The following is a 19284-nucleotide window of genomic DNA, read 5'->3' on the forward strand; positions in this document are numbered from 1 at the left end:
GGCTGACCGCACTATGCAACGTGTTTGGGTGTCGAATCAGTAGCGGTAATGATCGGGCTTGTAAGGGCCTTCGACCGGAACGCCGATATAGTCGGCCTGCCGCTTGCTGAGCTGGGTCAGCATCACGCCCAGCTTGTCGAGGTGCAGCGCCGCGACCTTTTCGTCGAGGTGCTTGGGCAGGACGTAGACGTCGTTCTTGTACTGGTCGCTCTTGGTGAACAGTTCAATCTGCGCCAGCGTCTGGTTGGTGAAGCTTGCGCTCATCACGAAGCTCGGGTGTCCGGTAGCGCAGCCGAGGTTCACCAGGCGGCCCTTGGCGAGAATAAGGATCTGCTTTCCATCGGGGAAGGTCACCAGGTCGGTGCCCGGCTTGATTTCCTTCCAGTCGTAATTGTCGAGCGCGCTGATCTGGATTTCGCTGTCGAAGTGACCGATGTTGCACACGATGGCCATGTTCTTCATCGCCTTCATGTGCTCGGCGGTGATGACGTCTTCGTTGCCGGTCGCGGTGACGAAGATGTCGGCACGCTTCACGGCCTCTTCCATCGTCACGACTTCATAGCCTTCCATCGCCGCCTGCAGCGCGCAGATCGGGTCAATTTCGGTCACCATCACGCGCGCACCGCCGTTGCGGAGCGAGTCGGCGCTGCCCTTGCCCACGTCGCCGAAGCCGGCAACGCAAGCGACCTTGCCGGCCAGCATCACGTCAGTGGCGCGGCGGATCGCGTCGACCAGCGATTCCTTGCAGCCGTAGAGGTTGTCGAACTTCGACTTGGTCACGCTGTCGTTCACGTTGATCGCGGGGAACGGCAGCTTGCCCTGCTTGGCGAGGGCATAAAGGCGATGAACGCCGGTGGTCGTTTCTTCCGACACACCCTTGATCGCCTTTACGGTGGCGGTGAGGTAACCGGGCTTGGCCTTCAGGAAAGCCTTGAGCGCGCGTACGAACTCGATTTCCTCGGCGTTCGAAGGCTCGAACAGATCTTCCCCGGCCTCGACGCGCGCGCCCCAGAGCGCGAACATCGTGGCATCGCCGCCGTCGTCGAGGATCAAGTTGCAGGTGCGGTCCTGATCGGCTTCGCTGGTCCAGTCGAAGATGCGACCGACATAGTCCCAGTAATCGGCAAGGCTTTCACCCTTGATGGCGAAAGTCGGGATGCCGGCTGCCGCCATGGCCGCCGCCGCGTGGTCCTGCGTCGAATAGATGTTGCAGGTTGCCCAGCGCAGTTCAGCGCCGAGCGCGATCAGCGTTTCCATCAGAACTGCCGTCTGGATCGTCATGTGCAGCGAACCGGTGATCCGCGCGCCCTTTAGCGGCTGCGACGCGCCGTACTCTTCGCGCAGCGCCATCAGGCCGGGCATCTCGGTTTCGGCGATCGCGATCTCGTCGCGGCCGAAATCGGCCAGGCTGATGTCCTTGATGACGTAATCGCGGGTCAGGGTGTCGGCGGTGGTTGCCACGGGTATTCTCCAGAATCTCGGAATGGCCGCGCCCCTACCTGCGGGAACGCTCAAAAGCAAATATAAAGCTTCCTTTATATGTCTCGCCTGATCCCGCTTCGCAATTGCTGCCGCTGGATCGCATGGTGGCCGAATGCCAGGTTCGAAGGCTCGAAGGTGCGCTGAATCGGCAATGCAGCCCGGCCCTTCCCTTGCACCCGCAATCTCACGCGCTATCTCGGCCAGCGGACGTACCGCTCATAATCAAGGGAACATTCGAAATGGCGATCAAGGTTGGCGACAAGTTGCCCGACGTTAAGCTGGTCAAGGCGACCGAGGCAGGACCCGAAGCGGTGCAGAGTGCCGATTATTTCGCTGGCAAGAAGGTCGCGATCTTCTCGGTCCCCGGTGCCTTCACGCCGACCTGCTCGGCGCGTCACCTGCCCGGATACGTGGAAAAGGCCGACGACCTGAAAGCCAAGGGCGTCGACGAAATCGTCGCCACCGCGGTGAACGACCCGTTCGTAATGGGCGCTTGGAACAAGGCTGCCGGATCGGGCGACATCACGATGCTGGCCGACGGGAACGGCGAATTCGCCGACGCGATGGGCCTTACCGCAGACATGTCGGGCTTCGGCCTTGGCAAGCGCGGTCAGCGCTGGTCCGCCATCGTCGAGGACGGCGTGGTCAAGGAACTCAACGTCGAGGCACCGGGCGATTTCTCGGTGTCGAGCGCGGAGCATCTGCTTGGTCAGCTCTAGTAGCTGACCGACCGGCAATCCATACGGCATAAGGGCGGCAGCGTGCAGACGCTTGCCGCCCTTGGCTTGTCTATTCCGACGATTGCTGGGCTGAGTAGCTGATCAGTATCCCATCAACTTGAGGACTTCCTCACGGCTGCGTGGATCGTCGAGGAACGTCCCCATCATCCGGCTCGTGATCATCCCGACGCCGGGAGTACGCACCCCGCGTGCGGTCATGCACGAATGCGACGCCTCGATCACGACCGCGACGCCCTGCGGCTTGAGATGCTCCCAGATGCAGTCCGCCACTTCTGCGGTCAGGCGCTCCTGGACCTGCAGCCTGCGCGCGAAACCGTGGAGGACACGGGCGAGCTTGCTGATCCCCACGACCCGGTCGGTAGGGAGATAGGCGATTGCCGCCTTTCCGATGATGGGCGCCATGTGGTGCTCGCAGTGGCTCTGGAACGGGATATCCTTGAGGAGGACGATCTCGTTGTATCCGCCGACTTCCTCGAACACGCGGCTTAGATGGATCGACGGATCCTCTTCATACCCGACGCAATATTCTTTCCATGCGCGCGCGACGCGCGATGGGGTGTCCAGCAATCCTTCGCGCGTCGGATCGTCGCCAGCCCATTCGATAAGCGTACGGACCGCGGCCTGGACGTGGTCGGGAACCAGGCGTTTTCCGCGAGCATCCAGCTCTTCGGGGCCGACGAGGCTATTCATGACGCTTTCGTCCTCCTGTGGCGGACCCTTGTCCATGCGCGGTTGATTCGGCTGCCCTGCTTGAACAATCCGCCCTTGGCAAACGGTTCGAACATTTCGTCCGGATGCTCCGGATCGAGCACTTGCGAGCCGGCGAGTTTCTCTTCTACGTCACCGACCTCGGGCGGGACGAAGCGGCGCAATTGCCGTCCATTCACGGTACCGTGCTGCTCGATGAAGCGCAGCATCGACGGATCGCGTTCGAGCGCTTCGGCAACCTGTTCCGGCTTCAACCCGCAATGTTCGCCCAGAAGCGAATGGCGTAGCGCCGCTATCTCGTGGCAAGCGTGTGCGTTTCCGGGGCGGTTGCAGTCGATGAACACATCGCACTCGCTATCCAGCCCCATCGATCGGTTGTTCCAGTTCGCGGACCCGATCCGCAGGATCTGATCGTCGAAGATGGTCAGTTTGGCGTGGACGTAAATCTTCGTTTCGCCCGTGAAGGGTACGAACAATGCGAAGCGCTTCTTGTGATCGATCTCCTCGATCGCGTGCAGCAGGATATTGCGCGCATGATCCATCGCCTGTTGCTCGAGCCAACCGTCGGCCGCATCCGGCTGGACCATGACGATCTCGGGCGGATCGTCTTCCTTCAGGCGCTTGGTAATCGCCTCGGCGATCCGCGGCGACGTGAAATACTGATTCTCCGAATATATGAACTTCTTCGCCGCGCCGATCTGGTCGATCAGCAGACGCTCGATCTCCCTGATCTCGCTGGTGTCCTTGTATTCGGCGCGCGTGCGCGCGATGCCGATCTCGACGTTCTCGAACTGCACCTTTAGCTCTTCCGGCCAAAGGCTCCGCTCCGGAATCGGCACTTCTTCGAGCGTGTCGCCACCGGCGCGGTGCCAGCGATCGCGGCTCAGCGCACCCAGGTGACGCGCAGCATCGCCCTCGATCATCATCGTCGCATCGTGCCACGGGCCATACTTGCGCCCGTGCGGACGGCGGCGGCGGCGGTCGTGCTCCAGGTGCTCCCGCGTGTCCCAGCGGTCCTGGGTCATGTCTATACCACCGCACACAGCGAGCCGATCGTCGAGGACCGCGATTTTCTGGTGGTGGGAGCACCCTACCGGGTGATGGCCGTCAAAGTTGAATGTGATCCCCTTCTTCGAGGCCATCCGCAAAACGTCGACGATCATGTAACCGCGGGTGATGAATTGAACGACACCCACACCCCACTTGAGGATGAGGATCTCCCGTCCGTCACGTCGCTTGGCCAGCCAGACGAGGAAGCTTCCCAGTCTTCGCGGATGTTCACGGCGAAAGGCCCGGCTGAACCAGCGACGCCCCACAGCCAGATGTATGCGGGTATCGAAGTCCCACCCGATGAGCATGATCCTGCGCCGAGCGGCGAGCATCGCCTTCTGCATCAGCGCGAAATAGTCCTCGGCATCGACGATCACGCTGGCGCGATCGGCATGCGCGTAACGCCATACCCCCGGTTCGGTCGAATAGTCGGTGTACTGGATTTCGTCGGTGTTGGATGGCGATCCGGCCAAGTTTACCCCCATGCCATTTTGTCCCTGCCTAGGCTGAACCGGCGAGGTTGGCGAGAGTTTCAATAGCGCGATTGGCGCCAGAAGGCCGGAAACTTACAAGGCCGCCTCCCCTTACGGGGAGGCGGCCTTGTAAATTGGCGCGCCCGGAACGATTCGAACGTCCGACCCCCAGATTCGTAGTCTGGTGCTCTATCCAGCTGAGCTACGGGCGCGCTTGAGAGGGCGCCACATAGGCAGGCACGCCAGCCTTGGCAACACCCTATCGCATGCGACCGCGAAGTCCCTCCAAGAGGCTGACGTCGAGCGGGGGCAAAGGGAGGCGACTCGCCTCGTCGAAGGGAAACCAACCGAGTTCGGCACCGTGATCGGTCTTGGGCTCGCCGGCCCATCTGGGAACCGTGTAAAGGAGAATTACAATTCCGAGATGCCCTCCCTCAGGCGCGCTTTCCGCAAATCCGCAGGCGAAGAGGGCGTCCGGATCGACGCGAATAGTCAACTCCTCGTTAAGCTCTCGAACCAGCGCATTTCGCGGGGTTTCGCCCGGCTCGACCTTGCCACCGGGAAATTCCCAGAGACCTCCATGCTGCTTGTCGATGGGCCGCTGCTGAAGGAGCAAATGGCCTTCCCCGTTCATAATCGCGCCCGCGACCACTGATATCCATGTCGGAATTCTTTCCAAGCCGATCGCTCCCGGAAACCTTTTTTTAACCCGCGACGGTCAGAAAGCATCCTGTCAGACAGTATTCGACGGACAACAACCAATGCCGATGCGCAAGCTCTTAAAGGCTATTGCCAGCGACATCTCGGGGGCCACCGCCGTCGAATACGGCCTGATCTTGGCGTTGATCTTCCTCGCCATGCTCGCGGCAATCCAGAATTTCGGGAACACGTCCATCGCCATGTGGAACGGCGTCTCCGACAAGATGGACGAAGCATCAGACTGAAGTCCGGCGGTTAGGAAATTATCAACATACCGCCCGTATTTCTTACGATCAGCCCCTTCCGTGAATTTGGGTGCGGTTAGGGCCGGGTAGCGAAGACTGAACCAGGAGACATCACATGCAGTTCATCAAGAATCTCGTCCGCGACGAAGCTGGCGCCACCGCCATCGAGTACGGCCTCATTGCCGCTCTGATCGCCGTTGCCGCCATCACGGCGATGACCAGCCTGGGTAACAACCTCAGCGGTACGTTCACCACTATCGGCGACAAGATGGAAAGCGCCGAAGGCGCCGGCGGATAACCCAGCGCTCATCTGAGAAAGTCAGGGCGGCGGGAGCAATCCCGCCGCCCTTACCTTATATCGGACCGGAATCAACGACCGCGAACGACGATCTTCACCTTCTGTCCGGCAGTCACGCCTTGGCCCGAGGACAAACCATTGAGTACGCGGAACCGCTGTTCCTGCGCATCGGTGTAGGCCATCCGGGCGGCGAGCGATTGCACGGTGTCCCGGGGTCCTACGGTCACCACGTCGATGACACGCGGGATAACCTGAGCCGCTTCATTCGCGGTGATGCGGCGCATCGAATTGAACATCGGCGAGAAGACTCCCGAACGACCCGCCTGGCTGATCGTAAGGAAGTGATACGCCTGGTTTGCCGAGAACTGATAGGCGAACACCACGACGTCGACCTGACCGTTGCCCGAATTCACGCGCGCGGTTCCGTAGGTCGCCGGCAAGCCGTTGACGGTGGTACGCTGAAGCGATTGCGGCGCGACCTGCTGCTGCTGGCTGAGGCCGGCAAAGACCTGCCGCACATAGGTTTCGAGGTTACCGTTGAATTGCGCGGTCGTCAGCTGCGCCTGGCCGCTCTGGCCATTGATCGACACGGCCCGCGTGCCGTTGACCATGTAAAACCCGCTCGGAGCGGTGAACGACAGTCGCAGGTCCGGGTGGATGAACTGCCGCCCTTCGATGACGCCCTGAGCGGGATCGTCACCATAGATCAACCCGTCGATACGGGTCAAAAACGTGTCGCGATTCGTCGTTCCGGTCCCGGCGCCGGCCAGATTGGCGGCGTTGCGAACGCGGCTTGCGGGGTCGGGGTGCGTCGACGCCCATTCCGGAAGTCGGGCATCGTTGCGTCCCTGCAGCGACGCGTCGAGAGCATTCTGGTTTGCGAGGCTCTGCAGCACGGTCGACATCGCGCGTGGATCGTAGCCGGCGCTGCGGAGGTACTGGATGCCGAGCCGATCCGCTTCGATTTCCTGCGAACGGGAGAACTTCAAAGTCAGCATCTGCGACGTCTGCTGAATGCCTTGTGTCAGAAGCTGGCCGACCTGGCTGTTCCCGAGCACCGCTCCAGTAAGGACCGATCCGAGAAGCCCGATGATCGAGTTGCGCGTGGCGGCCTGTTGGCGGCGCTGGGAGTGCCTCGCGGCAACGTGACCGACCTCGTGACCCAGGACGCCAGCAAGTTCCGCCTCATTGTTCATCAGTCCCACGAGCTGCCGCGTCGTGTAGATATATCCGCCCGGGATCGCGAACGCGTTGTTCACGGAGCTGTTCAGCAACGACACGGTGAACGAGTTGCGCGCATTCGAAAGGCTCGACTGCACCGCGATATTCTGTCCGACCTGCTCGACGTACTGAGCCTGGGGCCCGGACATTGCGCCGCCAAACTCCTGAAGGAGCTGCGGATGCGCCTCGGCACCCTGGCGAGCTTCCGCCTGCGTGATCTGGGTCGCCGTGCTCTGAGCCTCCGCGGTCGTCGAACAACCTCCCAGCGAGATCGCGGCAGCGCCGGCAAGCAAAGCGTGCACGTGCACGGAATGGCGGCTTCGGGTCATTGTGTGATCTCCAAGGCGATTGCGACGATCCACCCCGCGTCGCAGGTTTCATGATTTCTCGCGATGGAACCCCTCTGATGGGCGCTTTGTTCCCTCAGACAGGCACGATCATTCGGCACCGAGTGAGAGGAATCTTTCCTCGCGCAATCGCCGGAGAGTTGCAGGTTCGAGCGCCAGCAGTGCGTCCAGTTCTTCGCCAATGGCGTCTCCAAGCGCCTTCGAAGCGGCCAGAGGATCGCGGTGAGCGCCACCAACGGGTTCCGGCACGATCCGGTCGATCACGCCGAGCCGCGCAAGGTGTTGCGCGGTGACCTTCATCGCCTCTGCGGCCTCGGGAGCTTTTTCGGCGGTTCGCCAGAGGATCGAAGCGCACCCTTCCGGACTGATTACGGAATAAACCGCATGTTCGAACATCAGGACACGCTCGGCACTTGCCAGCGCCACCGCGCCGCCCGAACCGCCCTCGCCCACGATCACCGCGACCATGGGAACCGGCAATGCCAAACAGGCCTCGGTCGACCGAGCGATCGCCTCGGCCTGACCGCGCTCCTCGGCCTCGATTCCGGGAAACGCGCCGGACGTATCGACGAGAGTGACGACCGGGAGGTCGAATCGTCCCGCGAGTTCCATCAGGCGGATCGCCTTGCGATATCCCTCGGGCTTGCCCATGCCGAAATTGTGCCGGATGCGGCTTTCGGTATCGTTGCCCTTCTCGTGCCCGATCAGCACCACGCGGCGACCGTTGAGCTTTGCCAGCCCGCCCATGATCGCCTGATCGTCGCCATACAGCCGGTCGCCGCCCAAGGGCACGAACTCGTCGAAGGCGTGCTCGACGTAATCGCGAAAGTGCGGTCGCGCAGGATGACGCGCAACCTGGGTTTTCTGCCACGGGGTCAGCGCGGAGTAGGTGGCGGCAAGAAGTTCGGTGCTCTTGGTTTCCAATCGCGCCAGTTCGGCCGAAATATCGACCTCGTCGCCCTCGGCGGCAGATCGAAGCTCGGCAATACGCCGGTCGAGCTGGGCGACGGGCTTCTCGAAGTCGAGGTAGGATTGCATCGGCAGGCAGCTAGTCGCGCTGGCCGCCGCGCGCAAGCGGGTGACGCTCGTTCACCAACGCCACCAAGCGGGCCGAATCCACATGAGTGTAAATCTGCGTCGTCGCGATGTCGGCATGGCCGAGCAGTGTCTGCAACACACGCAGGTCCGCCCCGCCCTCGAGGAGGTGGGTCGCGAACGCATGGCGAAGCACATGGGGGCTGACCTTTTCAGGCGCGATCCCGGCCCTCACCGCCAGGTCCTTGACCAGCTGGAACAGGCGGACCCGTGTCAGGTGCTTGCCGCCGCGCGAGGGAAAGAGGAACCGGCCTTCGGGTCGGATTGCGATCCACCGCGACAAGGCCGACTGCGCGCGGCCGCCGACCGGGACCATTCTCGCAAGACCGCCTTTGCCGGTCACGGTTACGAACGGCGCATCGCGGGGAACCGCCGACAGCGGTAGCGAGACAAGCTCGGTCGCCCGCAGGCCGGAGCCATAGAGCAGTTCGATGAGCGTCAGGAGCCGGACGGCCGCCGGCAAGTTTGACCGAGCCTCATCTTCGGCGCGCCGGAAGAAGTCCTCTATCTCCGAGTGAGTGAGTATCCTGGGCAGCGGACGCCGCGTGGCGGGGCGCGGCAATGCGCTCGACGGGTCATCACCGCGCACGCCTTCGTCGACGAGGAAGCCGTAAAACTGCCGCAGCGCGGACGCCTTCCTGGCAACGCTGGAGGGCGCAAGATCGGCCCAAACGGTGCCGAGACGCCCCAGCGCGGCACCGTCGGCCCCTGCGAGGTCGCCGATGGCAGCTTCCGCGCCCTCCAGATCGCGGCGGTAGGCAGACAGGGTGTTCGCCGCTGCGCCGCGTTCCGCGGCCAGCATCGCCAGGAATTCCTCGACCGCGCTCATGGCTATGCGGACATCAGCCGCGCGCGACCGCCTCCGCGGCGATCATGCGCGCTTCCGCCGTCAAACCTACTCGATTGAGGGCCGATACGATGTGATACAGGTGCCGAGGGGTCATCTTGTCCCATCCGCTGCCTTGCATTCCCAATCCGGCCAGCAGCGCGACCAGCGCGCGGTTCTCGACATTCGCCGCTGCGTCGATGGCGCGGGTCCACTTGGTTGCAGCACCCAGGTTCATGCCGAAATCATCCGAATACCCGTCGACGTCACCCGCATCCATCCGGCCGAGCCCGGCCAAGCCGGCCACGAGAAACTGCGACTTGCGCTGCTCAGGGCTGCCGTCGTCACCGACGAAATCGTCGATTGCACCCGAAGAGACTTCCTGGCTGGCACGCGGCGCCGCGAAGACGAGTTGGGCCCAGCCGAGACTGCCCGAGGGCACGACTTCTGCCCAGCGCAGCGCATCGCGTTCGAACCCGGCGGACAGCATCGATGCGATGAGCGTCCCCGCGTCGTCTTCGAGATCTTCGCTCGGTTGAACGCGCGCGGCAGCGAATGCCGTCAGCACGAGCCTCGCGTAATCGATCGCCCCGCCCGCACCCGGCGCCCAGAGCTCGCGGATGGCGGCCATGCGCGCGGCGGCGTCGCGTGCCACGTAAGCTTGCCTGAGCGACGCGGCACGGTTCACTTCCGGCCCTTCGGCCTCCTGTTCGCCGTAGAGCTGAGAGTAGAGATCGACGAGCGCGGAGGAAGACAAGATACCCTCTCGCGCTGCCACGTCCGATGCCGCGATGCGCTGCGGCAAGGCAAGCATCGGTGCCAGTGCTGCCGAGCGCGCATAATAGGGCTCAGCATCCTCCATCAGTGCGTCGGGGATGGGCTCGCCCACCGCGTTCGCCAAGGCGAAGCGAAGCGGGGTCATATCTTCGACCTTGTCCCATTCGATGGTAACCGCCCCGCGCCCTTGCCCGGCGGCGCCAGCGAAACGCTGGGCAAGCAGCGCATCGATGTTGGCGGCTTCTCCGCGATAGCGAACCCGTTCGATATCGGTTTTCGCCCGGGCGGCTTCGCCGGCGTAGGCGTTGCAGATTCCCTGGAACAGCCGCCAGGTTCCGTCCTCTCGGAGATTGCCCTGAAGGCGAACCGCCGGGCACGGACCGACGAGGTCGGCCGTGCCTATGTAGGAATCGAGCGCTGCAGAAGTGAGTTGGGGGGTCCAGTCCGCAGTGTCGATATCCTGCGCCACCGCGCGGGCCACGGCGAATTCGCCCATCGCATTCAGCGCGGCGATCCGCAGCGCCGCGAACTCGACGGCATTCATCGAAGCGGGCGCTTCGAGCCTGCTCGCCAGCGCCCGACGCACAAGGATATGGCCCCAGCGCGAGACCATCGGCTGAGTAGTGCCCGAAAGAGCGGCCCGGACTAGCGAGGCCGGCTGGTTGGACAGCGAATACACAGGCAACCCGCCCTCGTCCGGGGCCAGTACGCCGATCCGTTCCGTCGAGCGACGCGAACCTGGCGGAATGTCCACTTTCGGCTTCAGGCCGAGCAGTTCGTCGAGTTCGTCGGTCGACATCCGCTCGAGTTCTTCGAGCGTCGGGAACTTTCCTCCCACATCAGTCAGATCGATCGCGGGCGACGAGCTTTGTGCCCCCGTGCCTGGCACCGGCTGGACGACGGGTACGGACGTAGAGCCTGGTTGAGCCGACGGGCTCGCCGGAGCAGCGGCAGTGGGGCGTGGCGAGGGCGTGGGGCTGGGCGCCGGCGCGGGATCGTCGAAGCCCGGCGGGAGAATGGATTCCGGCGCGCCCTGCGCCAGCGCAAGCCCCGATACGAGTGCGAGCGCCGCCGCTCCGCCAGACAAAACGATACGTTTCATTGCTTTGCTTCCGGCAGGCTGACCGGTTCGGCGATCGGACGCAAGGGCTCCTCGCCGCCGTCGATCCATGCGTAGGCAAGCACGAGCGCGACCAGCGACCCGGCAATCCACTTTATACGCGAGTCCGTCATCGCCCAATCCGCTTTGCCAAGTCTGCCTGCCCGTCCCTCAAGGTGTGGTTGGTTGCACGCGCCCTAGCCCATCTATAGTCGCAGCGGCAATGCACTCCGCCCACCCGAGCCTCAGCGACGCCGCAATCGGCAGGATCGCCGCCCGGATCGACCGTCCGGTGGCGCTCGTCGGACTGATGGGGGTCGGCAAATCCACCGTCGGGCGCAAGCTGGCCGCGCTGATCGGAGCCGATTTCGTCGATGCCGACGAAGCGATCGAAGAAGCGGCGGGAATGACGGTTTCGGAAATGTTCGAACGATTCGGCGAGGCTCACTTCCGCGACGGCGAGCGACGCGTCATCGCGCGCCTGATCGATGAGGGCCATGGCGTGATTGCGACCGGCGGCGGTGCGTTCGTCAACGACGAGACTCGCGCGCTGCTGATCGGACGCGCCATCGCGGTCTGGATCGATTGCCCGATCGACATCCTTGTCGAGCGCACCGCGAGGCGCGACACGCGTCCTCTGCTGAAGGCAGGCGATCCGGGCGAGATCCTGCGCAGGCTTCACCGCGAACGCGCAGGCTTTTACGCCGAGGCACCCATCCACGTGACGAGCGCGCCGGGTCCTCACCTCGATACCGCACTGCACATTATCGAGGCGATCGACCAATGGCTGTGATTCCCGTCGCGCTCGCCGGGCGCAGCTACGAAGTCCACGTCGGGCGCGGACTGATCGACAGTCTCGGCACTCTGGCCGCGCCATTCATGCGCAAGACGCAGGTCCCCATTGTTGCCGACAGCGCGGCATGGGCAGCGCACGGCAGGCGGGTGGAGGCGGCACTTGCCGAAGCCGGTCGAAGCGCGGCGGTGTTCGAAGTCGCCCCCGGCGAGGGATCGAAGACCTGGGAGAGTCTCGCGGCCTTGTGCGACTGGCTACTCGACCAGGGCATCGAGCGGGGCGACCATGTTATTGCGTTCGGCGGGGGCGTGGTCGGAGACCTGACGGGTTTCGCCGCCGCTATCCTCAAACGCGGCTGCGGCTTCGTCCAGCTTCCGACGACGCTTCTGGCGCAGGTGGACAGCTCGGTCGGCGGCAAGACCGCGATAAACACCCGCGCAGGTAAAAACCTCGTCGGAGCGTTCCACCAGCCCGCGCTGGTAATCGCCGATCTGGCTACTCTCGACACTCTCTCTTCAAGGGAACTGCGCGCGGGTTATGCCGAAGTCCTGAAGTATGGCGTGCTCGGTGACCGAGCGTTTTTCGACTGGCTGAACGAACATGGCGCTGAGGTTCTTGCCCTTCGCGAGGAGCCGCTCGGGCACGCGGTCGCGACAAGTGTCGCGATGAAGTCCGCGATCGTGGCTCAGGACGAACGCGAAACTTCCGGCAAACGCGCTTTGCTGAACCTTGGACATACCTTTGGTCACGCCCTCGAGGCGGAGACGGGTTTCTCGAGTCGTCTTCTACACGGAGAAAGTGTGGCGCTCGGCATGGTGCTCGCGGCTCGCTTTTCGGCCCGGCTGGGCCTGATCGATGCCGGCGATGCGCAGACTGTCGCAACCGCAGTCGAGTCGGCTGGTCTGCCCGCTTCGCTTTCCGCGCTCGGTCTCGATTGCGACGGTGCGCGGCTGGTCGATCACATGCTGCACGACAAGAAGATGGATGCTGGCCGCCTGCCCTTCATTTTGCTGCATGGTATCGGCGAGGCGTTCGTGGCGAAAAACGTCGACCTGACGGATGTGCGCACGTTCCTGGACGAGGAATTGGCGGCGGTTCGCTAGCCCAATTTCGCCCACTACTGCTTCGGCAGTAAATCGGTTCGCTCGAAGTCGGGGAACAGCACATCGTACAGGAGCGCGCGGTGGCACTCGGCGGCGTTGCGTTCGTAGCATAGCATCGCAACGCGGTGGTCCGCAGCCAAGGCTCGCAACTCGCCCATTTGCGCCATTGCCTCGGGAAGTTCGAGCTGGCCGGAATAGATGCGGGCAAGGCTCGCATGGTCGCCGCGCCGGGCGGCCGCTCGTCCGTCGGCCGGGGTGCCCAGGTGGCGGAAGTGGCGATAGTCTATACCCGCCTCCTCGACCGCCGCTTTCAGGCTGCTCTTTGAGAAACCCGGGCGGCGAGAGAGCGGCAGGTAGCGAATGTCGGCGAGCATATCGACCTTCGCATGCTGGAGCGCTTCCACAAGGGACGGCTGGGTCGCTTGTTCGTATCCGATAGTGAAGATCGTCGCCATTCGCTCGATATGGGGACCGCGCTACTCGAGTTCGAGGATCACCTCGTCCACCGCCAGGCTTGCTCCTTGCGCGGCGTTGACCTTCTTGACCATGCCGGACTTTTCGGCGCGGAGGATGTTCTCCATCTTCATCGCTTCGACCGTGGCGAGCGGCTGGCCCGGCTGGACCTCGTCGCCCTCGCCGACATGGAGCGCCACCAGAAGGCCCGGCATCGGACAGATGAGGAACTTCGACAGGTCGGGCGGCACTTTCTCGATCATGTGCGCCGCCAGCGGGGCCACGTGTGCCGGAAGAACCCGCACATCGTGCTTCGCGCCCCGAGTGGTCATCCGATATCCGCTGCGGGTCCGCGCAAGCTGGATGCCGAAAGTATCCAGCGGATCGGCCTCGTCGTCGGCATCGACGTCGTACAACTCGACCGAAACGAACTTGTCGCCGGGCGTGTATTCGAGCGCGATCGCGACTGGCTTGCCATCCACCGTAATCGCGTCTTCTTCCAGGCTGACCGCGTGGTCCTCTCCCGCGACACGCACCGACCAGTCGCCGGGCGCCGGCTGCGGTCCGTTAAGCTGCCCGTCGATCCGCCGCGCACGGTCGGCATCGGCAGTGGCGATCGCACCTGCTACGGCGCAAACTACGTCGATTGTGCGGGTGTCTGTGGCCGCGCCATGGAAACCGTCGGGGTATTCCTCGGCGATAAAACCGGTGGTGAGTTCGCCCGAGCGAAAGCGCGGATGCTGCATGATCGCGCTCAGGAAATCGACGTTGTGGCCCAGCCCTTCGATCTCGAACGCATCGAGCGCCGCGACTTGCAGGTCCGCTGCCTCGTCGCGGGTGGGTGCCCAGGTGACCAGCTTGGCGATCATCGGGTCGTAGAACATCGACACTTCGCCGCCTTCGTATACGCCGTCGTCGACCCGCACGCCGTCCACGCCGCGCCGGCCATTGGCGGTGCCGTCATCAGTCCAGCCTTCGACCGGCGGCTGGTAGGTAACAAGCCGCCCGGTGCTGGGGAGGAACCCGCGATAGGGATCCTCGGCATAGACGCGGTTCTCGATCGACCAGCCGTCGATGCCGATGTCGTCCTGCGCGAATGGCAGCTTCTCGCCCGCCGCGACGCGGATCATCTGCTCGACAAGATCGATACCGGTGATCGCTTCGGTCACCGGGTGTTCGACCTGCAGGCGGGTGTTCATTTCGAGGAAGTAGAAACTCTCGCCGGTCGGGTCCGCACCGCTGACGATCAGTTCGACCGTGCCTGCCGAGTAGTAACCAACCGCGCGGGCAAGCGCGACGCACTGCTCGCCCATCGCCTTGCGCATCGTGGGCGTGAGAACGGCGACGGGGCTTCCTCGACCACTTTCTGGTGGCGGCGCTGAATGCTGCACTCGCGCTCGTTGAGATAGACAATGTTGCCGTGCTGGTCGCCGAGGATCTGGATCTCGATGTGGCGCGGATTGAGGATGAACTTCTCGATAAATACGCGGTCGTCGCCGAAGGAGTTGAGCCCTTCGCGCCGCGTCGCCTCGAAACCTTCCTCCACGTCCTTGTCGTTATGGGCGAGCCGCATGCCCTTGCCGCCGCCGCCCGCGCTGGCCTTCATCATCACCGGATAGCCGATTTCGCGGCTGACCTTCAGTGCCTCTTCGGTGCTGGTGATTTCGCCCGCGGAGCCGGGAACGGTGTTGACGCCCGCTTCCTTGGCGAGCTTCTTGGATTCGATCTTGTCACCCATCGCGGCGATCGCGTTCACCGGCGGGCCGATGAAGGCGATGCCCTCGGCGGCGAGCGCCTCGGCGAAGCTGGTCCGCTCGGACAGGAAGCCATAGCCCGGATGCACGGCCTCGGCGCCCGTCGCCTTGCACGCGGCGATGATCTTGTCAGCGATCAGGTAACTTTCTGCGGCCGGCGAAGGCCCGATATGCACCGCCTCGTCCGCCATCCGCACGAACGGCGCCCGCGCATCGGCATCGGAATAGACCGCGACGGTAGCGATACCCATCCGCCGCGCCGTCTTGATGACCCGGCACGCGATCTCGCCGCGATTGGCGATCAGTATTTTTGAAAACATCGGACCTCGGGAGAGCGGACACAGGCAGGATCCCGCCTATGCCGCTCTCTCAAGCTCACATCAAGGCGCGCGTCAGTCGCGATCGATATGGCCGACGTGGCGCTCCGAACGCAAAATCAAGGTGTTGAACTCGTCGTAGATCGCCTTGGCCTTTTCCGGCCCACCGACCTGCTTCGCGAACGCCTCGTCCCACTTCTTCTCTTCGGGATTGTTCGCCCAGCCGACTTCGGCGATTCCGCCGCGCATCGGCAATGCGACGATGCTGTCCCAGGGCCCGGTGCGCATATGGAAATCCATCACGCCGGAAAGGCCGAGTTCCTTGTCGGTCTTCATGAACATCTCGATGATCTCGTGTGCCCGGCCACCCTTGCCCGGCACCCATTTGATCAACTGGACGTCGTACCAGTCCACCTTCATCAGTTCGGGCGTAGCCGAAGCATCCTGCGCGGCGGCGGGCAGTGCGGCCGTCACGGTGCCGAGCGCGAGCGCAGCGGCGAGTATCGTCATCCTGGTCATAATGCTTTCCCCCTTGTTGCGGAAAAAGCGACCCGACAAATTCTTTTTGACGCCCCTGTGGTCGGCAAAGCCGAGCGCAAACAGACTGCTCCCGAGTGCCGGGTGAGTCAATGAGCGGAGGTTACGCCGTTACGGCGGCGGCACAATTCCTGCCCTGGGATTGTCGCATCGGCTCCTCGCCCTTCAGTGCGGTCAGGCCAAGCTTGGCGAACAACGCAGCGTCGCTGTCGTCGCCGGCATTGGGAGCGGTGAGCAGCTTGTCGCCGGTGAAGATCGAGTTCGCGCCGGCGAGGAAGCATAGCGCCTGGGTCGCCTCGCTCATGGACTCGCGCCCCGCGGAGAGGCGCACCATGCTCAGCGGCATCGAGATACGTGCTACCGCCACGGTGCGGACGAACTCGATATCGTCGATCTTGGCGAGCGGCGTGTCGGCGAGCATGTCGCCCAGCACGGTGCCCTTGACCGGCACAAGCGCGTTGACCGGCACGCTTTCCGGATGCTGCGGCAGCGTGGCGAGCGTGTGGATGAAGCCGACGCGGTCCTCGCGCGTCTCGCCCATGCCGACGATCCCGCCGCTACACACATTAATACCGGCGCGTCGCACCTCGGCCAGCGTGTCGAGCCGCTCGTCCATCGTGCGCGTGGTGATGACGCGCTCGTAGTATTCCGGGCTGCTGTCGATGTTGTGGTTGTAATAATCGAGCCCCGCCTCGGCGAGCATGTCGGCCTGCTTTGGCGTCAGCATGCCGAGCGTCATGCAGGTCTCCAGCCCCATCGCGCGCACGCCCTTCACGATCTCGACGATCGCCGGCATGTCGCGGACCTTGGGATTGCGCCAGGCGGCGCCCATGCAGAAGCGCTGGCTGCCGTTGTCCTTCGCCTGCGCGGCGGATTGCAGAACGCTGCGCACATCCATTAGCTTCGTCGCCTCGACCCCGCTGTCGGCCTTCACCGACTGCGAGCAGTAACCGCAGTCCTCGGGGCAACCGCCAGTCTTGATGCTGAGAAGGGTACAGAGCTGGACCTCGGCTGGCGGATGGTTTTCGCGGTGAACCGTCGCGGCTTGAAACAGCAGCTCGGTGAACGGCAGCTCGAACAGCGCGCGGATTTCCTCGCGGGTCCAATCGGTGCGGATCATGGTCATACCGCAGTCTCCAATTCCTCGCCCACCGGCGGCATGTTGTGCCCCAGCAAGCGCAGCATGTCAGCGGCGCACTCGACCACATTGCTGCCCGGGCCGTAGATGCCCTGCACCCCGGCTTCGCGGAGGAAGTCGTAATCCTGCGGCGGGATCACACCGCCCGCGACGACCTTGATGTCCGGCCGCCCTGCTTCGCGCAGAAGCTGGATCAGTTCGGGGATCAGCGTCTTATGCCCTGCGGCAAGGCTGCTCGCACCGATCGCGTCGACGTTTTCGGACAGCGCCATGTCGCGCGTCTCGGACGGGGTCTGGAACAGCGGGCCGCTGACCACGTCGAAACCCATGTCGGCAAAGGCGGATGCAATCACGTTCGCGCCGCGGTCGTGCCCGTCCTGGCCCATCTTGGCGACGAGCACCCTGGGCGCGCGACCGAGTCGGCGACCCACTGCAGCGACACCCTCGACGACCTGCGCGTAGCGGCTGTCGCCTTCGTAGGCGGCGGAGTAGATGCCCTTCACCGGCGTCGGCTGCGTGCCGTAGCGTCCGAATGCCTCTTCCATCGCGGAGGAGATTTCGCCGAGCGTGGCGTCGTGGCGGGCAGCCTCGACCGCGAGCGCCAGGAGATTGCCGCCGTTGGTGCAGCCTTCCGTCAGCGCCTTGAGTGCGGCCCGACATGCCGCCTCATCGCGCCCGGCCCGCACCGCCTTCAGCCGCGCGATCTGGCCGTCGCGCACCGCGTGGTTGTCGATGTCGAGCGTATCGAGGTGGTCCTCCACCTCCTTGCGATACTTGTTGACGCCGACGATCACCGTCTCGCCGCGGTCGACGCTCGCCTGCTTGGCGGCCGCCGCGCTTTCGATCGCGGCCTTGGGCTTCCCGGTGGCGACATAGGCGGTCATCCCGCCCGCCGCGTCGACCTCGGCAATCAGCGCCTCGGCTTCCTCGACCAGCTTGGCGGTCAACGCCTCGACATAATACGAACCGCCCAGCGGATCGACGACGTTGCAGATGCCGCTTTCCTCCTGGATCACGAGCTGCGTGTTGCGCGCGATGCGGGCGGAGAAATCGGTCGGCAGCGCGATCGCCTCGTCCAGCGCGTTGGTGTGCAGGCTCTGGGTGCCGCCCAGCACCGATGCCAGCGCCTCGATCGTGGTGCGGATCACGTTGTTGTAGGGGTCCTGCTCCTGCAACGAGACACCGCTGGTCTGGCAGTGCGTGCGGAGCATCTTAGACCGCTCGGACTTGGCGCCCAGCCCGTCCATCGTGCGCCACCACAGCGTGCGCGCGGCGCGCAGCTTGGCGACTTCCATGAAGAAGTTCATGCCGATGCCGAAGAAAAACGACAGGCGGCCTGCGAACGCGTCGATATCGAGGCCGGTGGCGATGGCGCGCTTGGCGTATTCCTTGCCGTCGGCGATGGTGAAGGCCAGCTCCTGCACCGCCGTCGCCCCGGCTTCGTGCATGTGGTAGCCCGAAATCGAGATGCTGTTGAACTTGGGCATCTCGGCGCTGGTGTAGGCGATGATGTCCGACACGATCCGCATCGAAGGCTCAGGCGGATAGATGTACGTGTTGCGGACCATGAACTCCTTGAGGATGTCGTTCTGGATGGTCCCGTCGAGCTTGTCGCGGCTCACGCCCTGACGCTCGGCCGCGACGATGAAGAACGCGAGCACCGGGATCACCGCGCCGTTCATCGTCATGCTGACCGACATCTGGTCGAGCGGGATACCGTCGAACAGAATTTCCATGTCGCGCACGGTGTCGATCGCGACGCCCGCCTTGCCGACATCGCCGACCACGCGGCTGTGGTCGCTGTCGTAACCGCGGTGGGTCGCTAGATCGAAGGCGACCGACAGGCCCTTCTGTCCCATCGCCAGGTTGCGGCGGTAGAAGGCGTTCGATTCCTCGGCGGTCGAAAAGCCCGCGTATTGCCGGATCGTCCACGGACGGCCGGCGTACATGCTCGCCTTCACCCCGCGGGTGAACGGCGCAAAGCCGGGCAGGCCCGGGTCTGCAGGCGCATCCTCGGCCATATAGAGCGGCTGGATTGCGAACCCCTCCGGCGTGTGCCAGGTTAGGTCGCGACCCTTGACCTCTTTCTCTGCGGCGGCCTGCCAATCGGCCTTCGTATTCTCGGTCAT

At 63.9% G+C, this 19284-nt stretch carries 18 protein-coding genes, 1 tRNA gene and 1 pseudogene; 5 read left to right on the plus strand and 15 right to left on the minus strand.

The genetic code is table 11. The features are described from left to right. Nucleotides 1-36: 36 nt before the first annotated feature. On the minus strand, nucleotides 37-1461 hold the full coding sequence (gene ahcY, locus AR323_RS05495; protein ID WP_083495254.1) for an adenosylhomocysteinase: 1425 nt from the start codon (nucleotides 1459-1461) through the stop codon (nucleotides 37-39). Between the two features lie 260 nt (nucleotides 1462-1721). Between ahcY and AR323_RS05500 the strand changes: the two genes are divergently transcribed. After that, the gene (locus AR323_RS05500; RefSeq protein ID WP_057882940.1) at nucleotides 1722-2201 is read left to right on the plus strand and encodes a peroxiredoxin; all 480 of its coding nucleotides are present in this window, start codon (nucleotides 1722-1724) and stop codon (nucleotides 2199-2201) included. A 102-nt stretch (nucleotides 2202-2303) separates the two neighbouring features. Here AR323_RS05500 and folE read toward each other — a convergent pair whose 3' ends face one another. The 4 genes from folE to AR323_RS14320 form a co-directional block, all read right to left on the minus strand. Beyond that, on the minus strand, nucleotides 2304-2912 hold the full coding sequence (folE, locus tag AR323_RS05505; protein ID WP_057883190.1) for a GTP cyclohydrolase I FolE: 609 nt from the start codon (nucleotides 2910-2912) through the stop codon (nucleotides 2304-2306). Continuing rightward, the gene (locus AR323_RS05510; protein WP_057882941.1) at nucleotides 2909-4465 is read right to left on the minus strand and encodes a phospholipase D-like domain-containing protein; all 1557 of its coding nucleotides are present in this window, start codon (nucleotides 4463-4465) and stop codon (nucleotides 2909-2911) included. The genes folE and AR323_RS05510 overlap by 4 nt, the downstream gene beginning before the upstream one ends. Nucleotides 4466-4588: 123 nt before the next feature. Then, a tRNA-Arg gene (locus AR323_RS05515) sits at nucleotides 4589-4665 on the minus strand. A 47-nt stretch (nucleotides 4666-4712) separates the two neighbouring features. Beyond that, the gene (locus AR323_RS14320; protein ID WP_235510483.1) at nucleotides 4713-5087 is read right to left on the minus strand and encodes a (deoxy)nucleoside triphosphate pyrophosphohydrolase; all 375 of its coding nucleotides are present in this window, start codon (nucleotides 5085-5087) and stop codon (nucleotides 4713-4715) included. 127 nt (nucleotides 5088-5214) lie between these two features. Here AR323_RS14320 and AR323_RS05520 point away from each other — a divergent pair, with 127 nt between their 5' ends. Continuing rightward, nucleotides 5215-5397: a Flp family type IVb pilin gene (locus AR323_RS05520; protein ID WP_057882942.1), complete on the plus strand. Its 183-nt coding sequence runs from the start codon at nucleotides 5215-5217 to the stop codon at nucleotides 5395-5397. A 115-nt stretch (nucleotides 5398-5512) separates the two neighbouring features. Continuing rightward, the gene (locus AR323_RS05525; RefSeq protein ID WP_057882943.1) at nucleotides 5513-5695 is read left to right on the plus strand and encodes a Flp family type IVb pilin; all 183 of its coding nucleotides are present in this window, start codon (nucleotides 5513-5515) and stop codon (nucleotides 5693-5695) included. 71 nt (nucleotides 5696-5766) lie between these two features. On the opposite strand, the gene AR323_RS05530 is transcribed toward AR323_RS05525, so the two are convergent. The 5 genes from AR323_RS05530 to AR323_RS15255 form a co-directional block, all read right to left on the minus strand. Then, on the minus strand, nucleotides 5767-7245 hold the full coding sequence (locus tag AR323_RS05530) for a M48 family metalloprotease (protein ID WP_057882944.1): 1479 nt from the start codon (nucleotides 7243-7245) through the stop codon (nucleotides 5767-5769). 108 nt (nucleotides 7246-7353) lie between these two features. Beyond that, complete coding sequence (locus AR323_RS05535; protein ID WP_057882945.1) at nucleotides 7354-8301, minus strand: acetyl-CoA carboxylase carboxyltransferase subunit alpha; 948 nt, start codon at nucleotides 8299-8301, stop codon at nucleotides 7354-7356. A 10-nt stretch (nucleotides 8302-8311) separates the two neighbouring features. Continuing rightward, a complete protein-coding gene (locus AR323_RS05540) occupies nucleotides 8312-9187 on the minus strand; it encodes a tyrosine recombinase (RefSeq protein ID WP_057882946.1) in 876 nt (291 codons plus the stop codon). A gap of 13 nt (nucleotides 9188-9200) precedes the next feature. Continuing rightward, on the minus strand, nucleotides 9201-11063 hold the full coding sequence (locus tag AR323_RS05545; RefSeq protein ID WP_057882947.1) for a hypothetical protein: 1863 nt from the start codon (nucleotides 11061-11063) through the stop codon (nucleotides 9201-9203). Then, nucleotides 11060-11194, minus strand: coding sequence for a hypothetical protein (locus tag AR323_RS15255; RefSeq protein WP_268810495.1), 135 nt, complete (start codon nucleotides 11192-11194; stop codon nucleotides 11060-11062). Before AR323_RS15255 ends, AR323_RS05545 begins: the two co-directional genes overlap by 4 nt. An 89-nt stretch (nucleotides 11195-11283) precedes the next feature. Here AR323_RS15255 and AR323_RS05550 point away from each other — a divergent pair, with 89 nt between their 5' ends. Further along, nucleotides 11284-11853 (plus strand): shikimate kinase, encoded by a 570-nt coding sequence (locus tag AR323_RS05550; protein WP_057882948.1) that lies wholly within the window; start codon nucleotides 11284-11286, stop codon nucleotides 11851-11853. Continuing rightward, nucleotides 11844-12956 (plus strand): 3-dehydroquinate synthase, encoded by a 1113-nt coding sequence (gene aroB / locus AR323_RS05555; protein WP_057882949.1) that lies wholly within the window; start codon nucleotides 11844-11846, stop codon nucleotides 12954-12956. The genes AR323_RS05550 and aroB overlap by 10 nt, the downstream gene beginning before the upstream one ends. Nucleotides 12957-12970: 14 nt before the next feature. On the opposite strand, the gene AR323_RS05560 is transcribed toward aroB, so the two are convergent. The 5 genes and pseudogenes from AR323_RS05560 to scpA form a co-directional block, all read right to left on the minus strand. Further along, nucleotides 12971-13411 (minus strand): DUF488 domain-containing protein, encoded by a 441-nt coding sequence (locus AR323_RS05560; RefSeq protein ID WP_057882950.1) that lies wholly within the window; start codon nucleotides 13409-13411, stop codon nucleotides 12971-12973. Between the two features lie 21 nt (nucleotides 13412-13432). Then, a pseudogene (locus tag AR323_RS05565) lies at nucleotides 13433-15483 on the minus strand (ATP-binding protein). 72 nt (nucleotides 15484-15555) lie between these two features. Then, nucleotides 15556-15990 carry a hypothetical protein gene (locus tag AR323_RS05570; protein ID WP_057882951.1) on the minus strand — a complete coding sequence of 145 codons (435 nt, stop codon included), beginning with the start codon at nucleotides 15988-15990 and terminating at the stop codon, nucleotides 15556-15558. Between the two features lie 130 nt (nucleotides 15991-16120). Then, on the minus strand, nucleotides 16121-17143 hold the full coding sequence (bioB, locus tag AR323_RS05575; protein WP_057882952.1) for a biotin synthase BioB: 1023 nt from the start codon (nucleotides 17141-17143) through the stop codon (nucleotides 16121-16123). Continuing rightward, on the minus strand, nucleotides 17140-19284 hold the full coding sequence (scpA, locus tag AR323_RS05580) for a methylmalonyl-CoA mutase (RefSeq protein ID WP_057882953.1): 2145 nt from the start codon (nucleotides 19282-19284) through the stop codon (nucleotides 17140-17142). The genes bioB and scpA overlap by 4 nt, the downstream gene beginning before the upstream one ends.

Source organism: Tsuneonella troitsensis (assembly GCF_001441535.1).
GTDB lineage: Bacteria > Pseudomonadota > Alphaproteobacteria > Sphingomonadales > Sphingomonadaceae > Tsuneonella > Tsuneonella troitsensis.